19 protein-coding genes and 2 tRNA genes are annotated in these 18,991 nt (G+C 65.9%); 10 read left to right on the forward strand and 11 right to left on the reverse strand.

Annotated features, from left to right (window positions below; genetic code table 11):
• Positions 1-13: 13 nt before the first annotated feature.
• Genes phoU through phoR form a run of 3 tightly spaced genes read left to right on the forward strand, consistent with a single transcriptional unit; the run spans position 14 to position 2,828 of the window.
• Positions 14-718 carry a phosphate signaling complex protein PhoU gene (phoU, locus tag DPV79_RS06270; RefSeq protein ID WP_021157276.1) on the forward strand — a complete coding sequence of 235 codons (705 nt, stop codon included), beginning with the start codon at positions 14-16 and terminating at the stop codon, positions 716-718.
• A gap of 31 nt (positions 719-749) precedes the next feature.
• Positions 750-1,451: a phosphate regulon transcriptional regulator PhoB gene (gene phoB, locus DPV79_RS06275; protein ID WP_027787869.1), complete on the forward strand. Its 702-nt coding sequence runs from the start codon at positions 750-752 to the stop codon at positions 1,449-1,451.
• Positions 1,452-1,508: 57 nt separating this feature from the next.
• Positions 1,509-2,828 (forward strand): phosphate regulon sensor histidine kinase PhoR, encoded by a 1,320-nt coding sequence (phoR, locus tag DPV79_RS06280; protein ID WP_113045018.1) that lies wholly within the window; start codon positions 1,509-1,511, stop codon positions 2,826-2,828.
• 127 nt (positions 2,829-2,955) lie between these two features.
• Here phoR and ppk1 read toward each other — a convergent pair whose 3' ends face one another.
• Positions 2,956-5,019, reverse strand: coding sequence for a polyphosphate kinase 1 (ppk1, locus tag DPV79_RS06285; protein ID WP_021157273.1), 2,064 nt, complete (start codon positions 5,017-5,019; stop codon positions 2,956-2,958).
• 278 nt (positions 5,020-5,297) lie between these two features.
• Between ppk1 and ppx the strand changes: the two genes are divergently transcribed.
• Positions 5,298-6,812 (forward strand): exopolyphosphatase, encoded by a 1,515-nt coding sequence (gene ppx / locus DPV79_RS06290; protein WP_027787866.1) that lies wholly within the window; start codon positions 5,298-5,300, stop codon positions 6,810-6,812.
• 76 nt (positions 6,813-6,888) lie between these two features.
• Here the strand turns inward: ppx and DPV79_RS06295 are convergent, their stop codons facing one another.
• The 3 genes from DPV79_RS06295 to DPV79_RS06305 form a co-directional block, all read right to left on the reverse strand.
• Positions 6,889-7,323: a hypothetical protein gene (locus tag DPV79_RS06295; protein WP_027787865.1), complete on the reverse strand. Its 435-nt coding sequence runs from the start codon at positions 7,321-7,323 to the stop codon at positions 6,889-6,891.
• A gap of 178 nt (positions 7,324-7,501) precedes the next feature.
• Positions 7,502-7,939: a DUF3592 domain-containing protein gene (locus DPV79_RS06300; protein WP_113045019.1), complete on the reverse strand. Its 438-nt coding sequence runs from the start codon at positions 7,937-7,939 to the stop codon at positions 7,502-7,504.
• A gap of 40 nt (positions 7,940-7,979) precedes the next feature.
• Positions 7,980-8,303 carry a hypothetical protein gene (locus DPV79_RS06305; RefSeq protein ID WP_113045020.1) on the reverse strand — a complete coding sequence of 108 codons (324 nt, stop codon included), beginning with the start codon at positions 8,301-8,303 and terminating at the stop codon, positions 7,980-7,982.
• Positions 8,304-8,490: 187 nt separating this feature from the next.
• On the opposite strand from DPV79_RS06305, the gene DPV79_RS06310 reads away from it, so the two are divergent.
• Positions 8,491-9,042 carry a hypothetical protein gene (locus tag DPV79_RS06310; protein ID WP_113045021.1) on the forward strand — a complete coding sequence of 184 codons (552 nt, stop codon included), beginning with the start codon at positions 8,491-8,493 and terminating at the stop codon, positions 9,040-9,042.
• A gap of 98 nt (positions 9,043-9,140) precedes the next feature.
• Here DPV79_RS06310 and DPV79_RS06315 read toward each other — a convergent pair.
• Positions 9,141-9,217: transfer RNA gene (locus DPV79_RS06315), tRNA-Pro, on the reverse strand.
• Positions 9,218-9,378: 161 nt separating this feature from the next.
• On the opposite strand from DPV79_RS06315, the gene sixA reads away from it, so the two are divergent.
• Both sixA and DPV79_RS06325 read left to right on the forward strand, forming a co-directional pair.
• On the forward strand, positions 9,379-9,840 hold the full coding sequence (gene sixA, locus DPV79_RS06320) for a phosphohistidine phosphatase SixA (protein WP_042973255.1): 462 nt from the start codon (positions 9,379-9,381) through the stop codon (positions 9,838-9,840).
• Positions 9,841-10,010: 170 nt separating this feature from the next.
• Positions 10,011-10,817, forward strand: coding sequence for a GNAT family N-acetyltransferase (locus tag DPV79_RS06325; RefSeq protein WP_021157266.1), 807 nt, complete (start codon positions 10,011-10,013; stop codon positions 10,815-10,817).
• Between the two features lie 209 nt (positions 10,818-11,026).
• Here DPV79_RS06325 and DPV79_RS42520 read toward each other — a convergent pair whose 3' ends face one another.
• Positions 11,027-11,197, reverse strand: a complete 171-nt coding sequence (locus DPV79_RS42520) for a hypothetical protein (RefSeq protein ID WP_021157265.1) — start codon at positions 11,195-11,197, stop codon at positions 11,027-11,029.
• Positions 11,198-11,333: 136 nt separating this feature from the next.
• Between DPV79_RS42520 and DPV79_RS42525 the strand changes: the two genes are divergently transcribed.
• On the forward strand, positions 11,334-11,510 hold the full coding sequence (locus DPV79_RS42525; protein ID WP_165843489.1) for a hypothetical protein: 177 nt from the start codon (positions 11,334-11,336) through the stop codon (positions 11,508-11,510).
• Between the two features lie 59 nt (positions 11,511-11,569).
• Here DPV79_RS42525 and DPV79_RS06335 read toward each other — a convergent pair whose 3' ends face one another.
• The 5 genes from DPV79_RS06335 to DPV79_RS06355 all read right to left on the reverse strand — a co-directional run bounded on the left by DPV79_RS06335 (position 11,570) and on the right by DPV79_RS06355 (position 17,093).
• Entirely contained in the window at positions 11,570-12,940 is a 1,371-nt protein-coding gene (locus tag DPV79_RS06335) for an MATE family efflux transporter (protein ID WP_113045022.1), read from the reverse strand.
• 10 nt (positions 12,941-12,950) lie between these two features.
• Entirely contained in the window at positions 12,951-13,274 is a 324-nt protein-coding gene (locus DPV79_RS06340; RefSeq protein ID WP_113045023.1) for a DUF2288 domain-containing protein, read from the reverse strand.
• Positions 13,275-13,350: 76 nt separating this feature from the next.
• Positions 13,351-14,970 carry an acyl-CoA synthetase gene (locus tag DPV79_RS06345; protein WP_113045024.1) on the reverse strand — a complete coding sequence of 540 codons (1,620 nt, stop codon included), beginning with the start codon at positions 14,968-14,970 and terminating at the stop codon, positions 13,351-13,353.
• Between the two features lie 368 nt (positions 14,971-15,338).
• Complete coding sequence (locus DPV79_RS06350; RefSeq protein WP_027787858.1) at positions 15,339-16,040, reverse strand: peptidoglycan DD-metalloendopeptidase family protein; 702 nt, start codon at positions 16,038-16,040, stop codon at positions 15,339-15,341.
• Between the two features lie 141 nt (positions 16,041-16,181).
• Positions 16,182-17,093 carry an aldose epimerase family protein gene (locus tag DPV79_RS06355; protein WP_059497949.1) on the reverse strand — a complete coding sequence of 304 codons (912 nt, stop codon included), beginning with the start codon at positions 17,091-17,093 and terminating at the stop codon, positions 16,182-16,184.
• Positions 17,094-17,571: 478 nt separating this feature from the next.
• Here DPV79_RS06355 and DPV79_RS06360 point away from each other — a divergent pair, with 478 nt between their 5' ends.
• Positions 17,572-18,402 carry an undecaprenyl-diphosphate phosphatase gene (locus tag DPV79_RS06360; protein ID WP_021157259.1) on the forward strand — a complete coding sequence of 277 codons (831 nt, stop codon included), beginning with the start codon at positions 17,572-17,574 and terminating at the stop codon, positions 18,400-18,402.
• A 190-nt stretch (positions 18,403-18,592) separates the two neighbouring features.
• Positions 18,593-18,669, forward strand: a tRNA-Arg gene (locus DPV79_RS06365).
• Positions 18,670-18,991: the final 322 nt, after the last annotated feature.

An 18,991-nucleotide genomic window follows, 5' to 3' on the forward strand; every position in this document is an offset into this window, starting at 1 on the left:
GAGAACAACAGCCATGTCGGATAAACATCTGTCGAGCCAGTTCGACGCGGACCTGAATGCCGTGTCGTCGAAAGTGCTGGAAATGGGCGGGCTCGTCGAGTCGCAGATCGTCGGGGCGATGCACGCGCTGAACGAATTCGATCGCGATACGGCCGAGAAAGTGATCGCGGCCGAGGAAACGCTGAACGCGATGGAAGTCGACATCGACCAGGAATGCGGCAACATCATCGCGCGGAGACAGCCTGCCGCGCGGGACCTGCGCCTTTTGATGTCGATTTCGAAAACGATTACGAACCTCGAGCGCGCCGGCGACGAGGCCGAGAAGATCGCGAAGCGCGTGCGCCGCCTGGTCGACGAGCCGGCCGCGCGTGCGGTCAACATCGCCGAGATCAAGGTGTCGGGCGAGATGGCCGTGACGATCCTGCGCCGCGCGCTCGACGCGTTCGCGCGTCTCGATACGGTGGCCGCCGCGCAGATCGTCAAGGACGACAAGGAGATCGACCAGGAATTCCGTGCGTTCGTGCGCAAGCTCGTGTCGTACATGCAGGAAGATCCGCGCACGATTTCGGTCGGCCTGGAATACCTGTTCATTGCGAAGGCGATCGAGCGGATCGGCGACCACGCGAAGAACATCGCCGAATTCATCATCTACATCGTGAAGGGCACGGACGTGCGGCATCAGCCGCGCGACACGCTCGATCGCGAAGCCAACAGTTAATCGACTCCGTACAGGGAAAAAAGAGGTGCCGATGCCCAGCAACATTCTCGTCGTTGAAGATGAGCCCGCGATTTCCGAACTGATCTCGGTGAATCTCCAGCACGCCGGTCACTGCCCGATTCGTGCGTACAACGCCGAACAGGCGCAGAACCTGATCAGCGACGTGCTGCCCGATCTCGTGCTGCTCGACTGGATGCTGCCGGGCAAATCCGGCATCGCGTTCGCGCGCGACCTGCGCAACAACGAACGGACCAAACACATCCCGATCATCATGCTCACCGCCCGCGGCGACGAGCAGGACAAGGTGCTCGGCCTCGAAATCGGCGCGGACGACTACGTGACGAAGCCGTTCTCGCCGAAGGAACTGATGGCGCGGATCAAGGCCGTGCTGCGCCGCCGTGCGCCGCAGCTGACCGAGGACGTCGTGTCGATCAACGGGCTGCGCCTCGACCCGGCCACGCACCGCGTCGCCGCGCATGCGGAAGGCAGCGAGATCAAGCTCGATCTCGGCCCGACCGAGTTCCGCCTGCTGCATTTCTTCATGACGCATCCGGAGCGCGTGCACAGTCGCACGCAACTGCTCGACCAGGTGTGGGGCGACCACGTGTTCGTCGAGGAGCGGACCGTCGACGTGCACATCAAACGATTGCGCGCGGCCTTGAAACCGGCCGGTTGCGATGCGATGATCGAGACCGTGCGCGGCAGCGGCTACCGGCTCGCCAAGCACGCGTAACGTATCCGGGCCTGCTGTGTGCCACGGCAAGCCGTTCATTCTTTCGGGCGCTGAATCATGAACATCATCTGGGCGCGCTTTCTGGTGTCGCTCGTGCTGCTCGTGCTGATCGGCGTATTGGTCGGCGTTTTCGCCGGCCCGATCGCGGGCCTCGTGTTCGTGGTCGTGATGCTGGTTGCGCAGGGCTTTTTCAGTACCTTTCACACGCAGCGTCTGTGGCGGCTGCTCGATGCGCCGGTCTACGGTGAAGTGCCGAGCGCGCCGGGCATCTGGGGCGAGATCTACTATCGTCTGCACAAGCTCGCGAAGCAGTGGCATGCGCAGGTGCGGCAGGTCGAGCAGCAGCATTCGCGCTTCATCCAGGCGATCCAGGCGTCGCCGAACGGCGTCGCGATGCTCGACGATCACGACCAGATCGAGTGGTGCAATGCGATCGCCGAGGTCCATTTCGGCCTGGATGCGAAGCGCGACCTGCGCCAGCACATCACCAACCTGGTACGCCATCCCGATTTCGTCCGCTACCTGAACGCGCAGCATTACGACGAGACGCTCGTGATGCGCGGCATGGGCGACTCGCGGCAGAACGTGCTGGAAGTGCAGGTGTTTCCGTACGGCGAGAACCGCAAGCTGCTGCTCACGCAGGACATCACCGAGCTCGAGCGGACCGACGCGATGCGGCGCGACTTCGTCGCGAACGTGTCGCACGAACTGAAGACGCCGCTCACCGTGCTGTCGGGCTTTCTCGAGACGATGCGCGAGCTGCCGCTGAACGAGGAAGACCGCGCGCGCTATCTCGAGATGATGGAGCAGCAGGCATCGCGGATGCGGCACATCGTGACCGACCTGCTGGTGCTCGCGAAGCTGGAGGGCGAGAGCAAGCCGCCGGTCGATCGCGCGATCGACATGCGCGCCGTATTCGATCACCTGAACGAGGATGCACAGACGCTGTCGAACGGGCATCACGACATCGCGTTCTCGATCGACGAGACGCTCGGCGTCACCGGCGCGCAGACGGAGCTGTTCAGCGCATTCGCGAATCTCGTCACGAACGCGATCCGCTATACGCCGGAAGGCGGGAAGATCGTCGTGACGTGGCGGCGCGAAGGCGCGCAAGGCGTGTTTTCCGTCACGGACAGCGGCTTCGGCATTCCGGCCGCCGACCTGCCGCGGCTCACCGAACGCTTCTATCGCGTCGACCGCAGCCGTTCGCGCGACACGGGCGGCACGGGGCTCGGGCTCGCGATCGTCAAGCACGTGCTGCAGCGGCACGACGCACACCTGTACGTGCAGAGCGAGGAAGGGCGCGGCAGCACGTTCACTGCGCGGTTCCCGGGTTCGCGCGTCATCGCGATCCGGCCGGCTACGTACGAGGCATGATCGCGTAACGGTATCCGCCGCTCGTCCGGCGAGCGGCGGCATGCCGGATCCGCAACGAATAAGCGCAGCCCGCGGGCTGCGCTTATTCGTTGGCGACGCGGCGTGCAACTCGCGCCGCGTTGCCGGTTCACGAGCAGAACTTCGCGAGCAGCCCGAGTTGCGCGTTGCGGATCGTCTTGCCGGCGCGGCGCCGGCGGTAGTGGCCGTCGCTGTGCATCTGCCATGCCGACTGGTTGTCGCCAAGGCACACCGACAGGCCTTCGGCGATCACGCGCCGCTTGAGCTTGCGATCGCGGATCGGGAACGCGACTTCGACGCGGCGGAACAGGTTGCGGTCCATCCAGTCGGCGCTCGACAGATAGACGTCCTCGGCACCGTTCGCGTGGAAATAGTAGATCCGGTGGTGCTCGAGGAAGCGGCCGACGATCGAGCGCACGGTGATGTTTTCCGACAGCCCCGGCACGCCGGGCTTCAGCGCGCAGACACCGCGCACGATCAGGTCGACCTTGACGCCGGCCTGCGACGCTTCGTACAGCGCCGCGATCACCGTCGGTTCCAGCAGCGCGTTCATCTTCGCGACGACGCGCGCGCGCTTGCCGGCACGCGCATTGTCGATCTCCGCGCGGATCGAGTCGATGATGCGCGGATGCAGCGTGAACGGAGACTGCCACAGCTCGTGCAGCGTGAGTTCGCCGCCGATGCCGGTCAGTTGCTGGAACACGTGATGGACGTCCTCGCAGATCTTCTGGTCGGCCGTCATCAGCCCGAAGTCGGTGTAGAGGCGTGCCGTGCGCGGGTGGTAGTTGCCGGTGCCGAGGTGCACGTAGCGGCGCAGCGACGCCTTGCCGCCCTGCACAACGCGCCGCACGATCAGCATCATCTTCGCGTGGCACTTGTGGCCGACCACGCCGTACACGACGTGCGCGCCGACGGCCTCGAGCTGCGACGCCCAGTTGATGTTGGTTTCCTCGTCGAAGCGCGCAAGCAGTTCGACGACGACGGTCACTTCCTTGCCGTTGCGCGCGGCTTCCATCAGCGCGTCCATCAGCGGCGAATCGGTGCCGGTGCGGTAGATCGTCTGCTTGATCGCGACGACGCTCGGGTCCTTCGCGGCCTGCTGCAGCAGTTCGAGCACCGGCTGGAAGCTCTCGTACGGGTGGTGCAGCAGGATGTCGCCGTTGTCGATCGCGTCGAACATCGTCGGCGCGTTCGTGATCGCGGCGGGCGTCGACGCGGTGAACGGCGTGAACTTCAGGTCGGGGCGGTCGACGAGATCGGGGATCTGCATCAGCCGCACGAGGTTCACCGATCCGGCCACGCGATAGCAATCCTTGTCGCCGAGCTCGCTTTCGTCGAGCAGGCGTCGCACGATGTGCGGCGGCGTGTCGGCCGACACCTCGAGGCGCACCGCGTTGCCGAGGTGGCGCGCGGGCAATTCGCCCTGCAGCGCGACGCGCAGGTTCGTGATCTCGTCTTCGTCGACGAACAGTTCGCTGTTGCGCGTGATACGGAACTGGTTGCAGCTCTTCACGACGAGTTGCGGGAAGAGTTCGCCGACGAAGCGCTGCATGAACGAGCTCAGCAGCACGAAGCCGTGCTCGAAGCCCGACAGCGCGTGCGGCATGCGTACGACGCGCGGCAGCGCGCGCGGCGCCTGCACGATGCCCATCACGGCCTGGCGGCCGAATGCGTCGCGGCCTTCGAGCTCGACGACGAAGTTCAGGCTCTTGTTCAGCACGCGCGGGAACGGGTGGGCGGGATCGAGGCCGATCGGCGTCAGCACGGGCAGCAGCTCGTCGAGGAAGTAGTGCCGCGCCCATTCGAGCTGCTCGTCGTTCCAGGTGTCGCTCGCATGGAAGTAGATGCCTTCCTGCTCGAGCGCGGGCAGCACGGTTTCGTGCAACATCGTGTACTGTCGATGGACGAGCCGCTGCGCGCGTTCGACCACGAGATCGTAAGCATGTTGTAACGACATCCCGTCGGGCGTCAGGGCGCCGGGGTTGTCGCGGATCTGCTCCTGAAGGCCGGCCATGCGGACTTCGAAGAATTCGTCGAGGTTGCTGCTGGTGATGCAGATGAAGCGGAGCCGCTCGAGCAACGGGACTTGCGGATCGGCTGCCTGGGCCAGCACGCGCTCGTTGAAACCGAGGATGCCGAGTTCACGATTGAGAAGCGGATAACGGACGGACATCGGCAGAGTTGGGGGTGATTCAGGCGATGATTCGAAAGGACGCTCGGAAACTCTCACGGTACGATGACGTGCTGATGACAGTGATGTATTTATATCGGGAAATTCTACGCTTTAATCGTTTCGTCCCATAAATGTTTCGACGATATGCAAACGAGCGGTATGCATGCCCGTGAAGCGTGGCAACGGCAAGCGTTCCACGCTTAAAATGTCGCCTTTGATTGATCGCCCACGGCTGTCGCACCGGCCGCCGCGGGCGAACGCGCACGGAGCCCCTTCTGATGGTTACAACCCCCCACTTGCTGGCTGCCGTGGATCTCGGCTCGAACAGCTTCCGGCTGATCGTCGGACGTGTCGAGGAAACGCCGGCGGGCAGCCAGATCTATCCCGTCGATGCGCTGCGCGAGCCCGTCCGGCTGGCCGCGGGCCTGTCGAGCGACAAGATGCTCGATCGCGCGTCGCAGGAGCGCGGCTGGGAGGCGCTCAAGCGGTTCGGCGAGCGCCTGCGCGATTTCCATCCCGATCATGTGCGCGCGGTGGCCACCAACACGCTGCGCGTCGCGAAGAACGCGGGCGAGTTTCTCGGCGAGGCGGAAGCGGCGCTCGGTTTTCCGATCGAAGTGATTGCAGGCCGCGAAGAAGCGCGCCTGATCTACGCGGGCGCCGCGCACTCGGTGCCGGCGAGCGCCGGCAAGCGGCTCGTCGTCGACATCGGCGGCGGCTCCACCGAATTCATCATCGGCTCGCACTACACGCCGATCGTGATGGAGAGCCTCTATATCGGCTGCGTGAGCCACAGCCGCGCCTTCTTCCCCGCCGGCAACGTCGACGAATACACGATGCGGCAGGCCGAACTCGCGGCCAAGCGCGAGATCCAGATCATTTCGAGCGAGTACAAGAAGGCCGGCTGGGACCAGGCGATCGGTTCGTCCGGCACCGCGCGTGCGCTCGCGGAACTCGTCGAGGCGAACGGCTTCAACGATCCGGGCATCACGCACGGCATTTCGCGCGGCGGCCTCGAGCGCCTGAAGCGTGCGCTGATCAAGTCGGAGAACGTCAACCGGCTGAAGCTGATCGCGCTGAAGCCCGACCGCGTGCCGGTGCTCGCGGGCGGCCTCGCGATCATGCTCGCGGTGTTCGAGGAGCTTGGCGTCGACTACGTCGATACGACCGACGGCGCGCTGCGCCTAGGGGTGCTGTACGACCTGCTCGGCCGGACGCAGCACGAGGACATGCGCGCGGTGACCGTCGAGGGCTTTACGCGCCGCTACGGTGTCGATCGTGCGCAGGCCGAGCGGATCGGCGCGCTGGCGGGGCGTTTCTACGACGAACTCGAGGAAGCCGACGACGAAGCGCGCGAGGAAGGACGGATGTTCCTCGGCTGGGCGGCCGCGTTGCACGAGATCGGCCTGTCGATCTCGCATAGCGCGTATCACAAGCATTCGGCCTATATCGCGAGCAACGCGGACATGCCGGGTTTTTCGCGCACCGACCAGGCGCGGCTCGCCGCGCTCGTGCTCGGTCACGCGGGCAAGCTCGGCAAGCTGTCGCAGGCACGCGAAGTCGAGTGGCCGCTGCTGTTCTGCCTGCGGCTCGCGGCGCTGCTGTGTCGGCGCCGAACCGACGCGGGGCTGCCCGACATTTCCGTCTCGCAGATGAAGAAGGGCGGGTATGAAGTGCGCCTGCCGAGCGCGTGGGTCGAGCAGAACCCGCTGACCGACTACAGCCTCAGCCAGGAGGCGGCGGAATGGGAGAAGGTCGGAATCCCGTATCGCGTGGTGTATACGGGCGCGTAAAAGTCCGACAGCGGGGCAGGGCCGGGCGGCAGGTTGCCCGCCCTCAGGATTGCCGCATGAGCGTCCTGACGGTCGCTCAGTCCGACGAGCAGACGATCGCGGTCAGGAACGGAAACGCCTGCCTGACGGTCGCGTCGCTGCCGGCCTTGCGCACGGCTTCCTCCACCGCGCTTTTCGTGCCGCGCACCACGACGCCATAGGCCCAGTCGCCGATCGGCGTGCCGTCGCCGGTGCGGAAGATCGGGTCGTTCGCCTGGTAGCCGAGCACGACGTAGACGCCGAAGCCGTATGCGGTCAGCGAGTGGCTCGTGCGGAATGCGTTGACCGAGTTCGATTCGACGTGCATCGGCTCCGACTGGATATCGCCGGCGGCGAGCAGCGGCGCGACGAACTTGTGCCCGGTCGAGTGGCAGTCGAGCGCGTCGTCGAGTGCCTTGGCCGATGCGGTGCCGGCGGTCGCAAGCGCGAGCAGCGATGCGCACAGGGCGGTCTTGAGAATGTTGTTTGTCATGCGCGGATGCAGGTTGTCCACGCGCATTATCGCGTGTTCCCGGAAGTGTCGTATCCGGGTTGCGGCGGCGGGGCCGGCCACTTCGTTCGATTCGTGACCTTCGCAAGCGTGACCGACGATGAAAGCGTCCGGACTTGCCGCGAATGCCCGGACATCGCATGAATCCGTGCGTTGCAGCTTAACGGCTTATCGCGTTCCCGTACCGCCCGGTGAGCACGAACCGGGCGCCGAACAGCGGCAGGACCAGAAAGCCGAGGCCTGCCGGCAATCCCCACAGCACATCGCCCCATATCGCCAGGAACGTGGCGGCCCGGGCCGTTTCCGCGGGCGCGGCAGGGTCGTACGCGACCTGCACGACAGTTCCGGGCGGGCCGTCCATGCCGCCGTTCTGCACGAACTCGATGCGCTGGCCCTGGGCTGTTTCGAAGCGTATGGTCGGGTGTCCGCTCGACTTGACGACTACGCCGGGCGCTCGAGAGGCATGCGAAAGGAAGACCGTCGTCCGGTAGGCCTGCACGACGCAGAAAGCGAGTACGGCGGCGCCGATGATCATGGCGATGACGGTCGCGATATTCATCGCCGGTTTTGCCGGGCGATCAGTCGGGGAGGCTGTCATGCGAGGTTCGGATGATGTCGGGGGCGGCAAGTGGGTTCATTCACGCGTGGTACGCATTGCGGAGGTAACCCGAGCTGCCGTCGTCGGTGCCGGTGAGCTGGGCCGAGATCTCCTGTCTCTCGCGGGACCAGGAGGCCGCCCAGCTGCGGAAGCCGAAGCGGTCGGCGGACGAAGCCCGCTCGTCGCCGCCGAAATGGCGCTTGACGAAGGCCGACAACCGCGACACGGCTTCGTCGAAAGGTAGGTCCGTATCGAGCATCCACATCTCGTACGTTTTCCGTTCATCCTCGACGAACTCGACAGCCAGATTCCCGATGGTGCCGAGGCCTTCGGGCAGTTGCAGGGACGACAGGGATGTCGGCATGGTTGACGAAACTCCGGTCTGGCAATGGGGCGCTGATAATGGTACCGCTACGGGTTCGAGTTGGCCCCGTTGATGCGCCGGTTTGTTCCTGGAAAAAGGTGATTCGTGCGAGCGTGCCGAAGTGGATAACCCGCGATGCTGCGACTCAATGAGTCGATTCGCGACGCAACTGACTGGTAACGGTCGAATGAAAGTGCTCGTCGTCGGTCTTTTATCGGTGGCGACAGCGACGTTCGGCGCGACGCCGGGAATCGATGAGGCCGGCGGCCTGCGTCAGGTGCTTTCCTGCCCGTTGGCGGACGGGAGTCGCATTGCGCTCGAGGCCCGCTCGCATGGGTTGGACGGAGATGCACTGTTCGTGCGGCGGGGGCACAAGACCGGGCGTGCGTTCCTTGACATGCCGGAGACCGATTTCGTGGGCAGGATTGCGTTGTCGAGGTGCGTCGGCAAGACCCTCGTCTTCGTACTGAACTACGGATCGCCTTACCTGAAGGGCGTCGCAATCCGGCTGAATCCGATCACGCATGTCGAAGAGCGGATCTATTTCGCGGAGAAGGCGCTTCCGCGGTGGCTGTATTCGGGGCGTGGGGAGATGTGGGTGATCATCCCCAACGAAGGCGGCGAGACGGACGGGAAGTATCTGGTTTATCGATATTCCGGATCGAAAGGGCGGCCATCGGAAAGCACGCCTGCCGATCGACTGCCGGTCGCGACGCGTGATCTCGTGCGGATCGAGTGACTACGTGGCGCGAAATGCGGGCGGTTGCCCGGGATCTTTCACGGGCCCGAAATGGAAAAGGGGTTACAACACTTTGTGTTGTAACCCCTTGATTCCGGTGGTCGGAGCGAAAGGATTCGAACCTTCGACCCTCTGATCCCAAATCAGATGCGCTACCAGGCTGCGCTACGCTCCGACGAGCCAAAGATTCTATCTTTGAATGGCTGATCCGGTCAATCCCTATATGCGGGTAAATGCCGCGGCGGCGAACGAGCCGCAATTTGCGACAATTCGCACGGTAATCGGCCGGCCCGCACGCATGGGCGCGGGGCCGCTCGCCGAAGCAAGGAGAACATCATGATGAACCTGATCCTGTGGCGCCACGCCGAAGCCGAAGACTACGCGACGAGCGATCTCGCGCGGCAGTTGACCGTCCGCGGCCGCAAGGACGCACAGGCGATGGCCAAGTGGCTGCGTGGCCGGCTCGAGACGAACACCGTGATCCTCGCGAGCCCGGCGGCCCGCACCGTGCAGACCGTCGAGGCGCTGACCGACCAGTACCGGACGGTCGATGCGCTCGCGCCGGGCGGCAGCGTCGACGACGTGCTGGCGGCGGCCGGCTGGCCGGACGGCATCGCGCCGACGGTCGTGATCGTCGGCCACCAGCCGACGCTCGGCAGCGTCGCCGCGCAACTGATCGCCGGCGGCGACGACAGCTGGAGCGTCAAGAAGGGCGGAATCGTGTGGCTCGCGAGCCGCACGCGAGACGGCAGCCGGCAGGCCGTGCTGCGGGCGGTATTGACGCCCGACCTGGTGTGAGGCCCGCCTGAAGCGCTTTGAAGGGTTTCGTCATACGGTTTCGCAAGCTTTCTGCTAAAGTCAATTCGGCGACACGTCATTGAAAGGACACGGTCGTGCCACATAACGGTCACGGCCGATTACTACATTGGCGGGCATGTCGTCCTATTCCTTACGATCAGGAAAGCCTAATGCGAGAACTGCCGACGCCTACGCTCCCTTTTGCCTCGCTGCCCCTCGACACGTCGCGGCGCCTCCTGCCGCGCGCTGCTGAAACCGTCACATCGGAGTATCGCCTGCGCGCCGCGTGGGCGCGTACGGAAGACGAATTGCGCGAAGCCCAGCGCCTGCGTTACAGCGTGTTCGCCGAAGAGATGGGCGCGCAGGTCAGCGGCCCCTCCGGTCTCGACGTCGATCCGTTCGATGCGTACTGCGACCACCTGCTGGTTCGCGATCTCGACACCCTGAAGGTCGTCGGCACGTATCGCGTGCTGCCGCCGCACCAGGCGGCGCGTGTCGGCCGCCTGTACGCCGAAGGCGAATTCGACCTGTCGCGCCTCACGCACCTGCGCGGCAAGATGGTCGAGGTCGGCCGCTCGTGCGTTCACAGCGACTACCGCAGCGGTGCCGTCATCATGGCGCTGTGGGGCGGTCTCGGCACGTACATGATGCAGAACGGTTACGAGACGATGCTCGGCTGCGCGAGCGTGTCGATGGCCGACGGCGGTCACTATGCGGCGAACCTGTACCAGTCGCTGTCGGCAGGTTCGCTGACGGCGCCCGAGTATCGTGCGTTCCCGCATACGGCCCTGCCGGTCGACGAATTGCAGACGGGCACGGTCGTGGCGCCGCCGCCGCTGATCAAGGGTTACCTGCGTCTCGGCGCGAAGATCTGCGGTGCGCCGGCCTGGGATCCCGACTTCAACTGCGCGGATTTCCTGACGCTGTTCCGGCTGTCCGACATCAACGCGCGCTACGCCCGCCACTTCCTGGGCTGAGCCGTCTGAACCGCGTCGCGCCCGCCTGCTGGTTCGGGCACGTGCATGCGAACGCCGTCGTGCGGCATGAGCCGCGCGACGGCGTTCGTCCATCTGATCAACGTGTATGAATCGGGCCCCGTTAATTTCGGCGATACACGATCACCAGCGTGCCGTGGGACGGCACGTTCGGGAACGGCCCGGGGGAGGGCCGGACGGCAGCGGCGCGCTTAGTGCTTGCGCCGCCAGTCGAGCAGGTGGTGTTCGGCCATCCAGTGATGGACGATCCCTTCACCGCCATGGCTGCGCTTGTATTCGCGCGACTCGAAGAACGACAGGGCGACGAACACCATCAGGCCGATGAACAGGCCGATCAGGCCGGCAATTTCCTCAGACGACATGGCAGCCTCCTTTCCACGGCACAGCGCCATGCGTACATAGTAGGACATGCGCGGCGCGACTCCGAAGCAGGATTTCCGCTAGACTCGGCGCGGTCCCGGCGTGCGATGGGCGCGCCGATTTCCGGAGCCCTACCCGATGACCCGTTTCATGCTGGCCGTGCTGGCCGCATCTTTTCTCGCCGCCTGTACCAGCGATCCTCATCAGGCCCGTCGCGGCCATCCGCCGGAAGATCCGGCCGACTATCACGGCGTGCCGACCGACATGACGCCGCCGACGATGCTCGATGCGCCGCCGCCCAAACCGGTGCAGTAACGGATGTTCAAGGCGGCTCAGGGTCGCTTGGGGCCGCTCAGGGCAGGTTCGGCGCGCCGTCAGGCGCGGGCCGCGGGTGTATCGGTGCCGATGCGCCGCAACAGCCCCGGCAGGTAGCGCGCCAGCGTCGCGCCGCGCGCGGCCATGAACAGCAGCAGCGCGAACCAGAGGCCGTGATTGCCGAAGGTGCCGACGGCGGCGAGCGTGGCGACAACGAAGATCGACAGCGACGCGACCATTGCGCGCATCAGCGATTGTGTCTGCGTGGCACCGATGAAGACGCCGTCGAGCAGGAAGCCCCAGACCGACACGATCGGCGAAATCGCGGCCCACGGCAGGTAGCGCAGCGCAACCTCGCGGATCTCGGCCTGGTCGGTCAGGCGCGCGACGATCCAGCTGCCGGCGGCCCAGTACACCAGCGCGAACAGCAGCGCGCCGAGCGCCGACCAGAGCAGGGTGACGCGCACGGCCTGCCGGAAGGCACTGCGGTCGCGTGCGCCGGCCGCCGCGCCGACGAGTGCCTCGGCCGCATGCGCGAAGCCGTCGAGGCCGTACGCCATGAACGTCTGGAAATTCAGCAGCAGCGCGTTTGCCGCGAGCGTCGCATCGCCCTGTTTCGCACCGAGGTGCGCGAACCAGCCGAATGCGCCGAGCAGGCACAGCGTGCGCAGGAAGATGTCGCGATTGAGCGCGATCAGCCGCTTAAGTGCGACGCGGTCGGCGAGTGCACGTACCGCGATCGGCGCAAGGCCGTGCGGCCGTAGCCGCCACAGCATCCATGCGCCGAGCGCGAAGCCGCATGCGTCTGCCGTGGCCGTCGCGGCGCCGATGCCGGCAATGCCCCAGCCGAAGCCATACACGTAGAGCAGCACGGCGCCGATGTTGACCGCATTGATGAACACCTGCGCGACGAGCGCGAGCCGCACGCGCTGTACACCGAGCAGGTAGCCGAGCACGACGTAGTTCGCGAGCGCGAACGGTGCGCTCCAGATCCGCGCGTGGCTGTAGGACAGCGCCGTCGCGCGGACGGCATCGCTGCCGCCGAGCGCCGACAGCGCAAACGACAGCAGCGGCACCTGCAGCGCCAGCACCGCGGCGCCGAGCGCGAACGCGACGATCAACGCGCGCAGCACGTTCAGGCGGATCCCGGCGGCGTCGCCGGCACCGTGCGCCTGCGCGACGAGACCGGTCGTCCCCATTCGCAGGAAGCCGAATCCCCAGAACACGAAATTGAAGAACAGCCCGCCGAGCGCGACGCCGCCGAGATACTGCGTGCCGTCGAGGTGGCCGGCGACGGCCGTGTCGACGGCGCCGAGGATCGGCTGGGTCAGGTTCGCCAGGACGATCGGAAACGCGAGCGCGAGGACGCGCCGGTGCGTGACGGTGGCCGAGCCCGTGCCGGCCCCGTGCGGTAACGCGGATTCGGACATGGCGGACGCGTCAGGCGCGTTTCTGCACGCAGACCCACGGCGAGACGACGACTGCCCACAGCTCCGGGTTGCGCGCCGCGTAATCGGCGGCGGTTTCGGCCGGCATGCGCGCGACGAGGCCCGCGGACAGCCAGCGCGTGACCTGTTCGGCGTCATCGTCGGCAACCGCCTCCGCGACGCTGACGAGATCGAGGTCGCGCGCAACGGACAGCAGCTTGCCCTGCGCGAAGAAGCGTTCGAGATCGCACCAGTCGATCTTGGCGGTTTCGCCGAGGAGTTTGGCGTAGAGCGGGCTGTGCGACGCGCCCGCGGCGGCGTGGTGATCAGAGGACATCGTTTTCTTGGAAAGACTGCGTGGTGGCGCCACTATAAACCATCCGGCCGGGCGGGCGGCGCGGGTGGCGGCCCGCTTACGCGTCGCGCAGCGCGCGGCGCACGATCTTGCCGGTCGCGGTCATCGGCAGGCTGTCGACGAACGCGATCGCACGCGGATACTCGTGGGCGGCGAGGCGTGTGCGCACGTGCGCCTGCAGTGCCTGAACGAGCGCATCGTCGCCGGCGTGACCGGGATTCAGCACGACGAACGCCTTGACGATCTCGGTGCGCGTCGCGTCGGGCACGCCGACGACGGCCGCCATCCGCACCGCCGGATGCGTGAGCAGGCAGTCCTCGATCGGGCCCGGGCCGATCCGGTAGCCGGCGCTCGTGATCACGTCGTCGTCGCGGCCGACGAAGCGGACGAAACCGTCGGCGTCGATCATGCCTGTATCGCCGGTGAGCAGGTAGTCGCCCGCGAACTTGTCGCGGGTCGCGTCGGCGTTGCGCCAGTATTCGAGGAACATCACCGGATCGGGGCGTCGCACCGCGATGCGCCCTTCGACGCCGGGCGGCAGCGGCGTGCCGTCCGCGTCGACGATCGCGACCGCATGGCCGGGCACCGCCTTGCCGATTGCGCCGGGCCGCGCATCGAACAGCGCCGCGCACGACGACAGCACCATGTTGCACTCGGTTTGCCCGTAGAACTCGTTGATCGTCACGCCGAGCGCGTCGCGTCCCCAGGCCGTCAGTTCGGTGCCGAGCGTCTCCCCGCCGCTCGCGACCGATTTCAGCGACAGCGCGTAGCGTTCGCGCGGTGCTTGGACGGTGCGCATCAGCTTCAGCGCGGTGGGCGGCAGGAACGCGTGGGTGACGCCGTGCCGGGCCATCAGCGCGAACGCGGCGTCGCCGTCGAATTTCTCGAAGCGGCGGGCGAGCACGGGCACGCCGTGATGCCACGACGGCAGCAGCACGTCGAGCAGGCCGCCGATCCATGCCCAGTCGGCGGGTGTCCAGAACAGGCGCGCGTCGCGCGGGAAGCACTGCTGCGACATCTCGACGCCCGGCAGGTGGCCCGGCAGCACGCGATGCGCGTGCAGCGCGCCTTTCGGCTTGCCCGTCGTGCCGGACGTATAGATGATGAGCGCCGGATCGTCGGCGGCCGTATCGGCCGGCACGAAGTCGGGCGTCTCGGCGGCGAGCGCCGCGTCGTAGCGCAGCACGCCGGGAGAGCCGGGCGCATCGTCGCCGATGCAGTAGATGGTGTGCAGTGCCGGCAGCTGCGCGCGCAGCGATGCGATTGTCGCGTAGCCGGCCGCGTCGGTAACGAGCGCGGCCGCCTCGCTGTTCGCGAGCCGGTATTCGAGCGCGTCGACGCCGAACAACGTGAAGAGCGGCACCGCGATGGCGCCGAGCTTGTACGCGGCGATGTGCGCGATGGCCGTTTCGGGGCCCTGCGCGAGAAAGATGCCGATGCGGTCGCCGCGCCGCAGGCCGGCGCGCACGAAGCTGTTCGCGAGCCGGTTAGAGGCATTCCTCAGGTCGTCGAACGTGATGCGGGACACGTCGCCTTGCGCCGTTTCGTGGATCAGCGCGAGGCGTCCGCTGCCGTCCGCCCATTTGTCGCAGACGTCCACGCCGATGTTGTAGCGGGCCGGAACGTCCCACGCGAAGCGGGAGAGCAGGTCGTCGTAGCGGTCGGTGGCGGGCAGCATCGCAGTGTCTCCTGGGTGGCGGCGTGGTGTCGGGCGAACGGATTACATCAGGGTTTCACGCAGGGGAATCCACAATGACGCCTGAGGGTAGGGAATCCTCGCACTCGTCCAATTGCTGCGGCACAGTGCACGATTCCGCAATGACGCATAAGATCACGTAAAAATCAGTGTGTGACCATGGATTTGCTTCTGATAGCTGCGGGGTTCAGCCTGATCGGAATCGGCGTGCTGGTAGCGTTCGCCTGTCGCGTCGATCCGTTGTCCGGCCGTTTCACCGGACGTCTGCGCAAGCGCTGACATCACCTTTCCCGATTTTCACCGCGACGACACGCGATGCGTGCCGGCATCGCGTGTCGTCCGTCGGGCGCTCAGCGCGCCGGCAGGTAGCGTGACGGGTCGATCGACCGGCCGCCGTAGCGCAATTCGAAATGCAGCGCGACGCGATCGCTGTCGCTGTTGCCCATCTCGGCGATCGATTGCCCCTGCGTGACCGACTGGCCTTCCTTCACCAGCAGCGCACGGTTGTGTGCGTAGGCGGTCAGGTAGTCGGCGTTGTGCTTGAGGATGATCAGGTTGCCGTAGCCGCGCAGCCCGTTACCCGCGTAGACCACCACACCCGGCGCGGCCGCGACCACCGGCGTGCCCGGCGAGTTCGCGATGTCGATCCCCTTCGATTTCGAGCCGTCGAACGTGCGGACCACGTTGCCGGCCGCCGGCCAGATCAGCGCGATGCTCGTGGCCGGCTTGACGGCCGATTCAACCGGTGCGGAAGGCGCGGGGCGGGCCCGGCCGGCACTGCCGGTGCCGGTGGTCGACGGCGTCGACGCGGTGGTCGTGCCGGGCGGCGGCGCGACGCGCAGCACCTGGCCGACTTCGATTGCATCGGGGTTCGTCATCTGGTTCCAGCGCACGATGTTCGATACCGACGTGCGGTTGTCGCGCGCGATCTTGTAGAGCGTATCGCCGCGCTCGACGCGATAGAACCCGGGGCCGACGGGCGCGGAGCCGCACGCGACGAGCAGGGCGGCGCAGGCGGCTGCGAAGAGTCGCTTCGTTGTTGTTCCGAACATTGAACCTCGCAAGACCCTGCCGCTCGTGACGCGGCAGGCAACACAAAACGTCCGATTTTAACGGGTTCGACCCGCGCACCGCAGTTTGTGCCGTTGCCGGGGCCGTCGGGCGCCGGTTCGGCAGGTGTCTCGGCCCACGTCTCAGCCGGCGAGCGGGAGGACGCGAATCCGCAGCGTGGCCGTTTCGGTCGCGCCCGGCGCGAGCATGCGCAGCCCGAGGCCGTTGTGGATCGCATCCGGCAGGCCGAGCCACGGTTCGACGCAATAGAAATCGGAATCCGGCTTTTCGGTCCAGGTCGTGACCGCGTACCACGGGATCGAGCCCGGCACGTCGAGCGCGATCTCGATCGTGCGGCGCCGGCCCGGCATCACAATGCGCACCGGCGTGGCCGGCACGCCGTCGAGGCAGTGGAAGCGGTCGAGGATCTCCGGGTTGTCGAGGCGATAGCGCGCTTCGCCCGGCTCGGGCGGGCTGATCGAACCGTCCGGCTGCTGCGCGCGGCGATGCGTGGGCGGCAGTTCGAGCGTGGTTTCCGCGCGTTCGCCGTGCGGCAGCGCGAAATAGAAATGGTGACCGGCGTAGTAGGGCAGCGGTGTGTCGCCGCGATTGGTCGTCGTCAGCGCGACTTCGAGCGTGTGCGAGTCGGCCAGCCGGTAGGTCGTTTCGAACCGGAAGTCGAACGGGTAGCTCGCGCGCAGTGCGTCGGTCGCGTCGAGCGTCATCGACAACGCGGCGCCGTCGGCCGACGGGTGCGCGGCGAACGGCAGGTCGCGCGCGAAGCCGTGCATCGGCAGGTCGCGCACCACGCCGGCGGCGTCGCGCCAGCGGCCGAGCTCGCCGTCGACGCGGTGACGGCCGAGGAACGGGAACAGCAGCGGGTTGCCGCCGCGCACGCGCGCGAGGTTGCTCCAGTCGGCCGTTTCCGGCCAGAAGATGACCGGTTCGCCATCGACATCCCATGACAGCAGGCGGCCGCCGAATTGCGGAGCGACCCGGACGAGCGACGGGCCGGCGTGAAGTTCGTGAATGTCGTGTTGCTGGAAGGTCGGCATGGCGAATCGGGTTGGGCGGGTGAACGGGAACGGCGCGCTCCATTATCGGGCCGTGGCGGCTTGGGGAAAACCCTTCTCGGGAAATCGCGAGTTTTTAAGACCGTCAACGGTCGGGATAATGCCTCTAAACCGGTGAGGTTGCCGGGTCATGACACTTCGTGGAGGGGGCCATGGATCTGGCAATGGCAATGGGACTCGCACTGTTCGGCATGTTCACGGGCAGCACGGTATTATTTTTCTATCAGCTCGGCCGCTGACGGCAATTCCTGCCGAAATCGAAAGGCCCGCCATGCAAATGGCGGGCTTTTTGCTTTCTGGGCGCTTACAGGTTGCAAGCGTTTGTGTGCATTGCCGCAATATCCCGCCAAATGCCTTGGCGCAGTAATCCGGGCTCGGCATAATCGGGGCGCGTTTTTTCGGACGCGCATCGCGTCGTCCGCTTCTCTTCCCGCTCAATCTTCATTAAAAGGACCGACGCGTGAGTCTCTGGTTTCTGGTATTCCTGAGCGTCCTGCAGGGCGTCACCGAACTCTTTCCCGTCAGCAGCCTTGGTCATACGCTGCTCGTGCCGGCGCTGTTCGGCATGCACATCGACAAGCATGCACCGCAACTGCTGCCGTTCCTCGTTGCGCTGCACCTCGGCACCGCGCTGGCGCTGCTGTGGTATTTCCGCGCGCGCTGGATCGCGCTGATCGGCGGCTTCTTCGCGCAGCTCGGCGGCCGCAAGAACGACGACGGGCACCTGATGTGGGCGCTCATCATCGGTACGATCCCGACCGGCATCGTCGGGCTGCTTCTCGAGAAGCGCATCGAACGCGTGTTCCACGACCTGCGGATCGTCGCGATCGCGCTGATCGTGAACGGCGTGCTGCTGTGGCTCGGCGATCGCATCCAGCGTAGCCGCGCGCATCAGGCGCCCGAAAAGATGACGTTCAAGCAGGCGTTCTTCGTGGGTCTCGCGCAGATCGGCGCGCTGATTCCGGGCTTCTCGCGCAGCGGGCTGACGATGATCGCCGGCAATGCGGCGGGCCTGACGGCGGAGAAGGCCGCGGAATTCTCGTTCCTGCTCGGTACGCCGATCATCTTCGCGGCGGGCGTGCTCGAACTGCCGAAGCTGTTCCATGCGCGCGACCAGCTCGCCGATGCGCTGCTCGGCGGCGTGCTGACGGCGATCGCCGCGTACCTGAGCGTGCGGTTCCTGATGCGCTATTTCGAGGGGCGTGGCCGGCTGGCTTCGTTCGGCGTGTATTGCGTGATCGCCGGTGTGTTCTGCCTCGGCTGGTTCATGCTGCACCCGCAGCCGGTTTGAGGCTGCGTTGGCCGGTCTCGCATGATGTGACGCGATGATCGGGTATAATTTCAGGCTCGGCTTCATGCCGGGCCCGTTTTGTTTCGGGGCTTCGAGTCTGGTTTGTGGGTTTGCCGGTTTTGCCGGATTTGCCGGTGCTCGAAGTCTTGCGTCAGATGCGGCTCGTGCAGGCCGTGTCTTTTCTCCCCGACCGCCCTTAGCTCAGCTGGATAGAGCAACGGCCTTCTAAGCCGTAGGTCACACGTTCGAGTCGTGTAGGGCGGGCCAGAATTTCATTTTGGATCAACTGGTTACACGCGGCTTGTTTCCCGGTCGGTTGCAGAGTCAGTCACAATCCAGTGTGACTGGATTCTACCTTCTGCGAACCGTTCTGCGCGATTGTTGCGCCGCAAACGATGCTTCATGTCTGACGGCCACCTGCCGATGCGTCATGGAAATGGCAAGTCGGGCGGGAGCGCCAGACTTCACATGGCACGATCTGAGAACTGCTAGCGAGCGTGACGGCGTGACAGGGCACCTCCGACGCGATCTTGCGCCGTATTCTCGTACATGCGCCGACGCGCGACGATGTGCTGCACCGGCACTGCGT

Origin of the sequence: Burkholderia reimsis, from assembly GCF_003294055.1 — a bacterium.
GTDB classification, from domain to species: domain Bacteria; phylum Pseudomonadota; class Gammaproteobacteria; order Burkholderiales; family Burkholderiaceae; genus Burkholderia; species Burkholderia cepacia.

Excerpts from the sequence above, each read along its gene's own strand:
- DPV79_RS06345 (WP_113045024.1), bottom strand. The coding sequence starts at position 14,970 with ATGCTGCCCGCCACCGACCGCTACGACGACCTGCTCTCCCGCTTCGCG.
- DPV79_RS06350 (WP_027787858.1), bottom strand. The coding sequence starts at position 16,040 with ATGTTCGGAACAACAACGAAGCGACTCTTCGCAGCCGCCTGCGCCGCC.
- phoR (WP_113045018.1), top strand. The coding sequence starts at position 1,509 with ATGAACATCATCTGGGCGCGCTTTCTGGTGTCGCTCGTGCTGCTCGTG.
- DPV79_RS06335 (WP_113045022.1), bottom strand. The coding sequence starts at position 12,940 with ATGTCCGAATCCGCGTTACCGCACGGGGCCGGCACGGGCTCGGCCACC.
- DPV79_RS06295 (WP_027787865.1), bottom strand. The coding sequence starts at position 7,323 with ATGACAAACAACATTCTCAAGACCGCCCTGTGCGCATCGCTGCTCGCG.
- DPV79_RS06355 (WP_059497949.1), bottom strand. The coding sequence starts at position 17,093 with ATGCCGACCTTCCAGCAACACGACATTCACGAACTTCACGCCGGCCCG.
- DPV79_RS42525 (WP_165843489.1), top strand. The coding sequence starts at position 11,334 with ATGACCCGTTTCATGCTGGCCGTGCTGGCCGCATCTTTTCTCGCCGCC.
- ppk1 (WP_021157273.1), bottom strand. The coding sequence starts at position 5,019 with ATGTCCGTCCGTTATCCGCTTCTCAATCGTGAACTCGGCATCCTCGGT.
- ppx (WP_027787866.1), top strand. The coding sequence starts at position 5,298 with ATGGTTACAACCCCCCACTTGCTGGCTGCCGTGGATCTCGGCTCGAAC.
- DPV79_RS42520 (WP_021157265.1), bottom strand. The coding sequence starts at position 11,197 with ATGTCGTCTGAGGAAATTGCCGGCCTGATCGGCCTGTTCATCGGCCTG.
- DPV79_RS06310 (WP_113045021.1), top strand. The coding sequence starts at position 8,491 with ATGAAAGTGCTCGTCGTCGGTCTTTTATCGGTGGCGACAGCGACGTTC.
- phoB (WP_027787869.1), top strand. The coding sequence starts at position 750 with ATGCCCAGCAACATTCTCGTCGTTGAAGATGAGCCCGCGATTTCCGAA.
- DPV79_RS06305 (WP_113045020.1), bottom strand. The coding sequence starts at position 8,303 with ATGCCGACATCCCTGTCGTCCCTGCAACTGCCCGAAGGCCTCGGCACC.
- DPV79_RS06340 (WP_113045023.1), bottom strand. The coding sequence starts at position 13,274 with ATGTCCTCTGATCACCACGCCGCCGCGGGCGCGTCGCACAGCCCGCTC.
- DPV79_RS06300 (WP_113045019.1), bottom strand. The coding sequence starts at position 7,939 with ATGACAGCCTCCCCGACTGATCGCCCGGCAAAACCGGCGATGAATATC.
- sixA (WP_042973255.1), top strand. The coding sequence starts at position 9,379 with ATGATGAACCTGATCCTGTGGCGCCACGCCGAAGCCGAAGACTACGCG.
- phoU (WP_021157276.1), top strand. The coding sequence starts at position 14 with ATGTCGGATAAACATCTGTCGAGCCAGTTCGACGCGGACCTGAATGCC.
- DPV79_RS06325 (WP_021157266.1), top strand. The coding sequence starts at position 10,011 with ATGCGAGAACTGCCGACGCCTACGCTCCCTTTTGCCTCGCTGCCCCTC.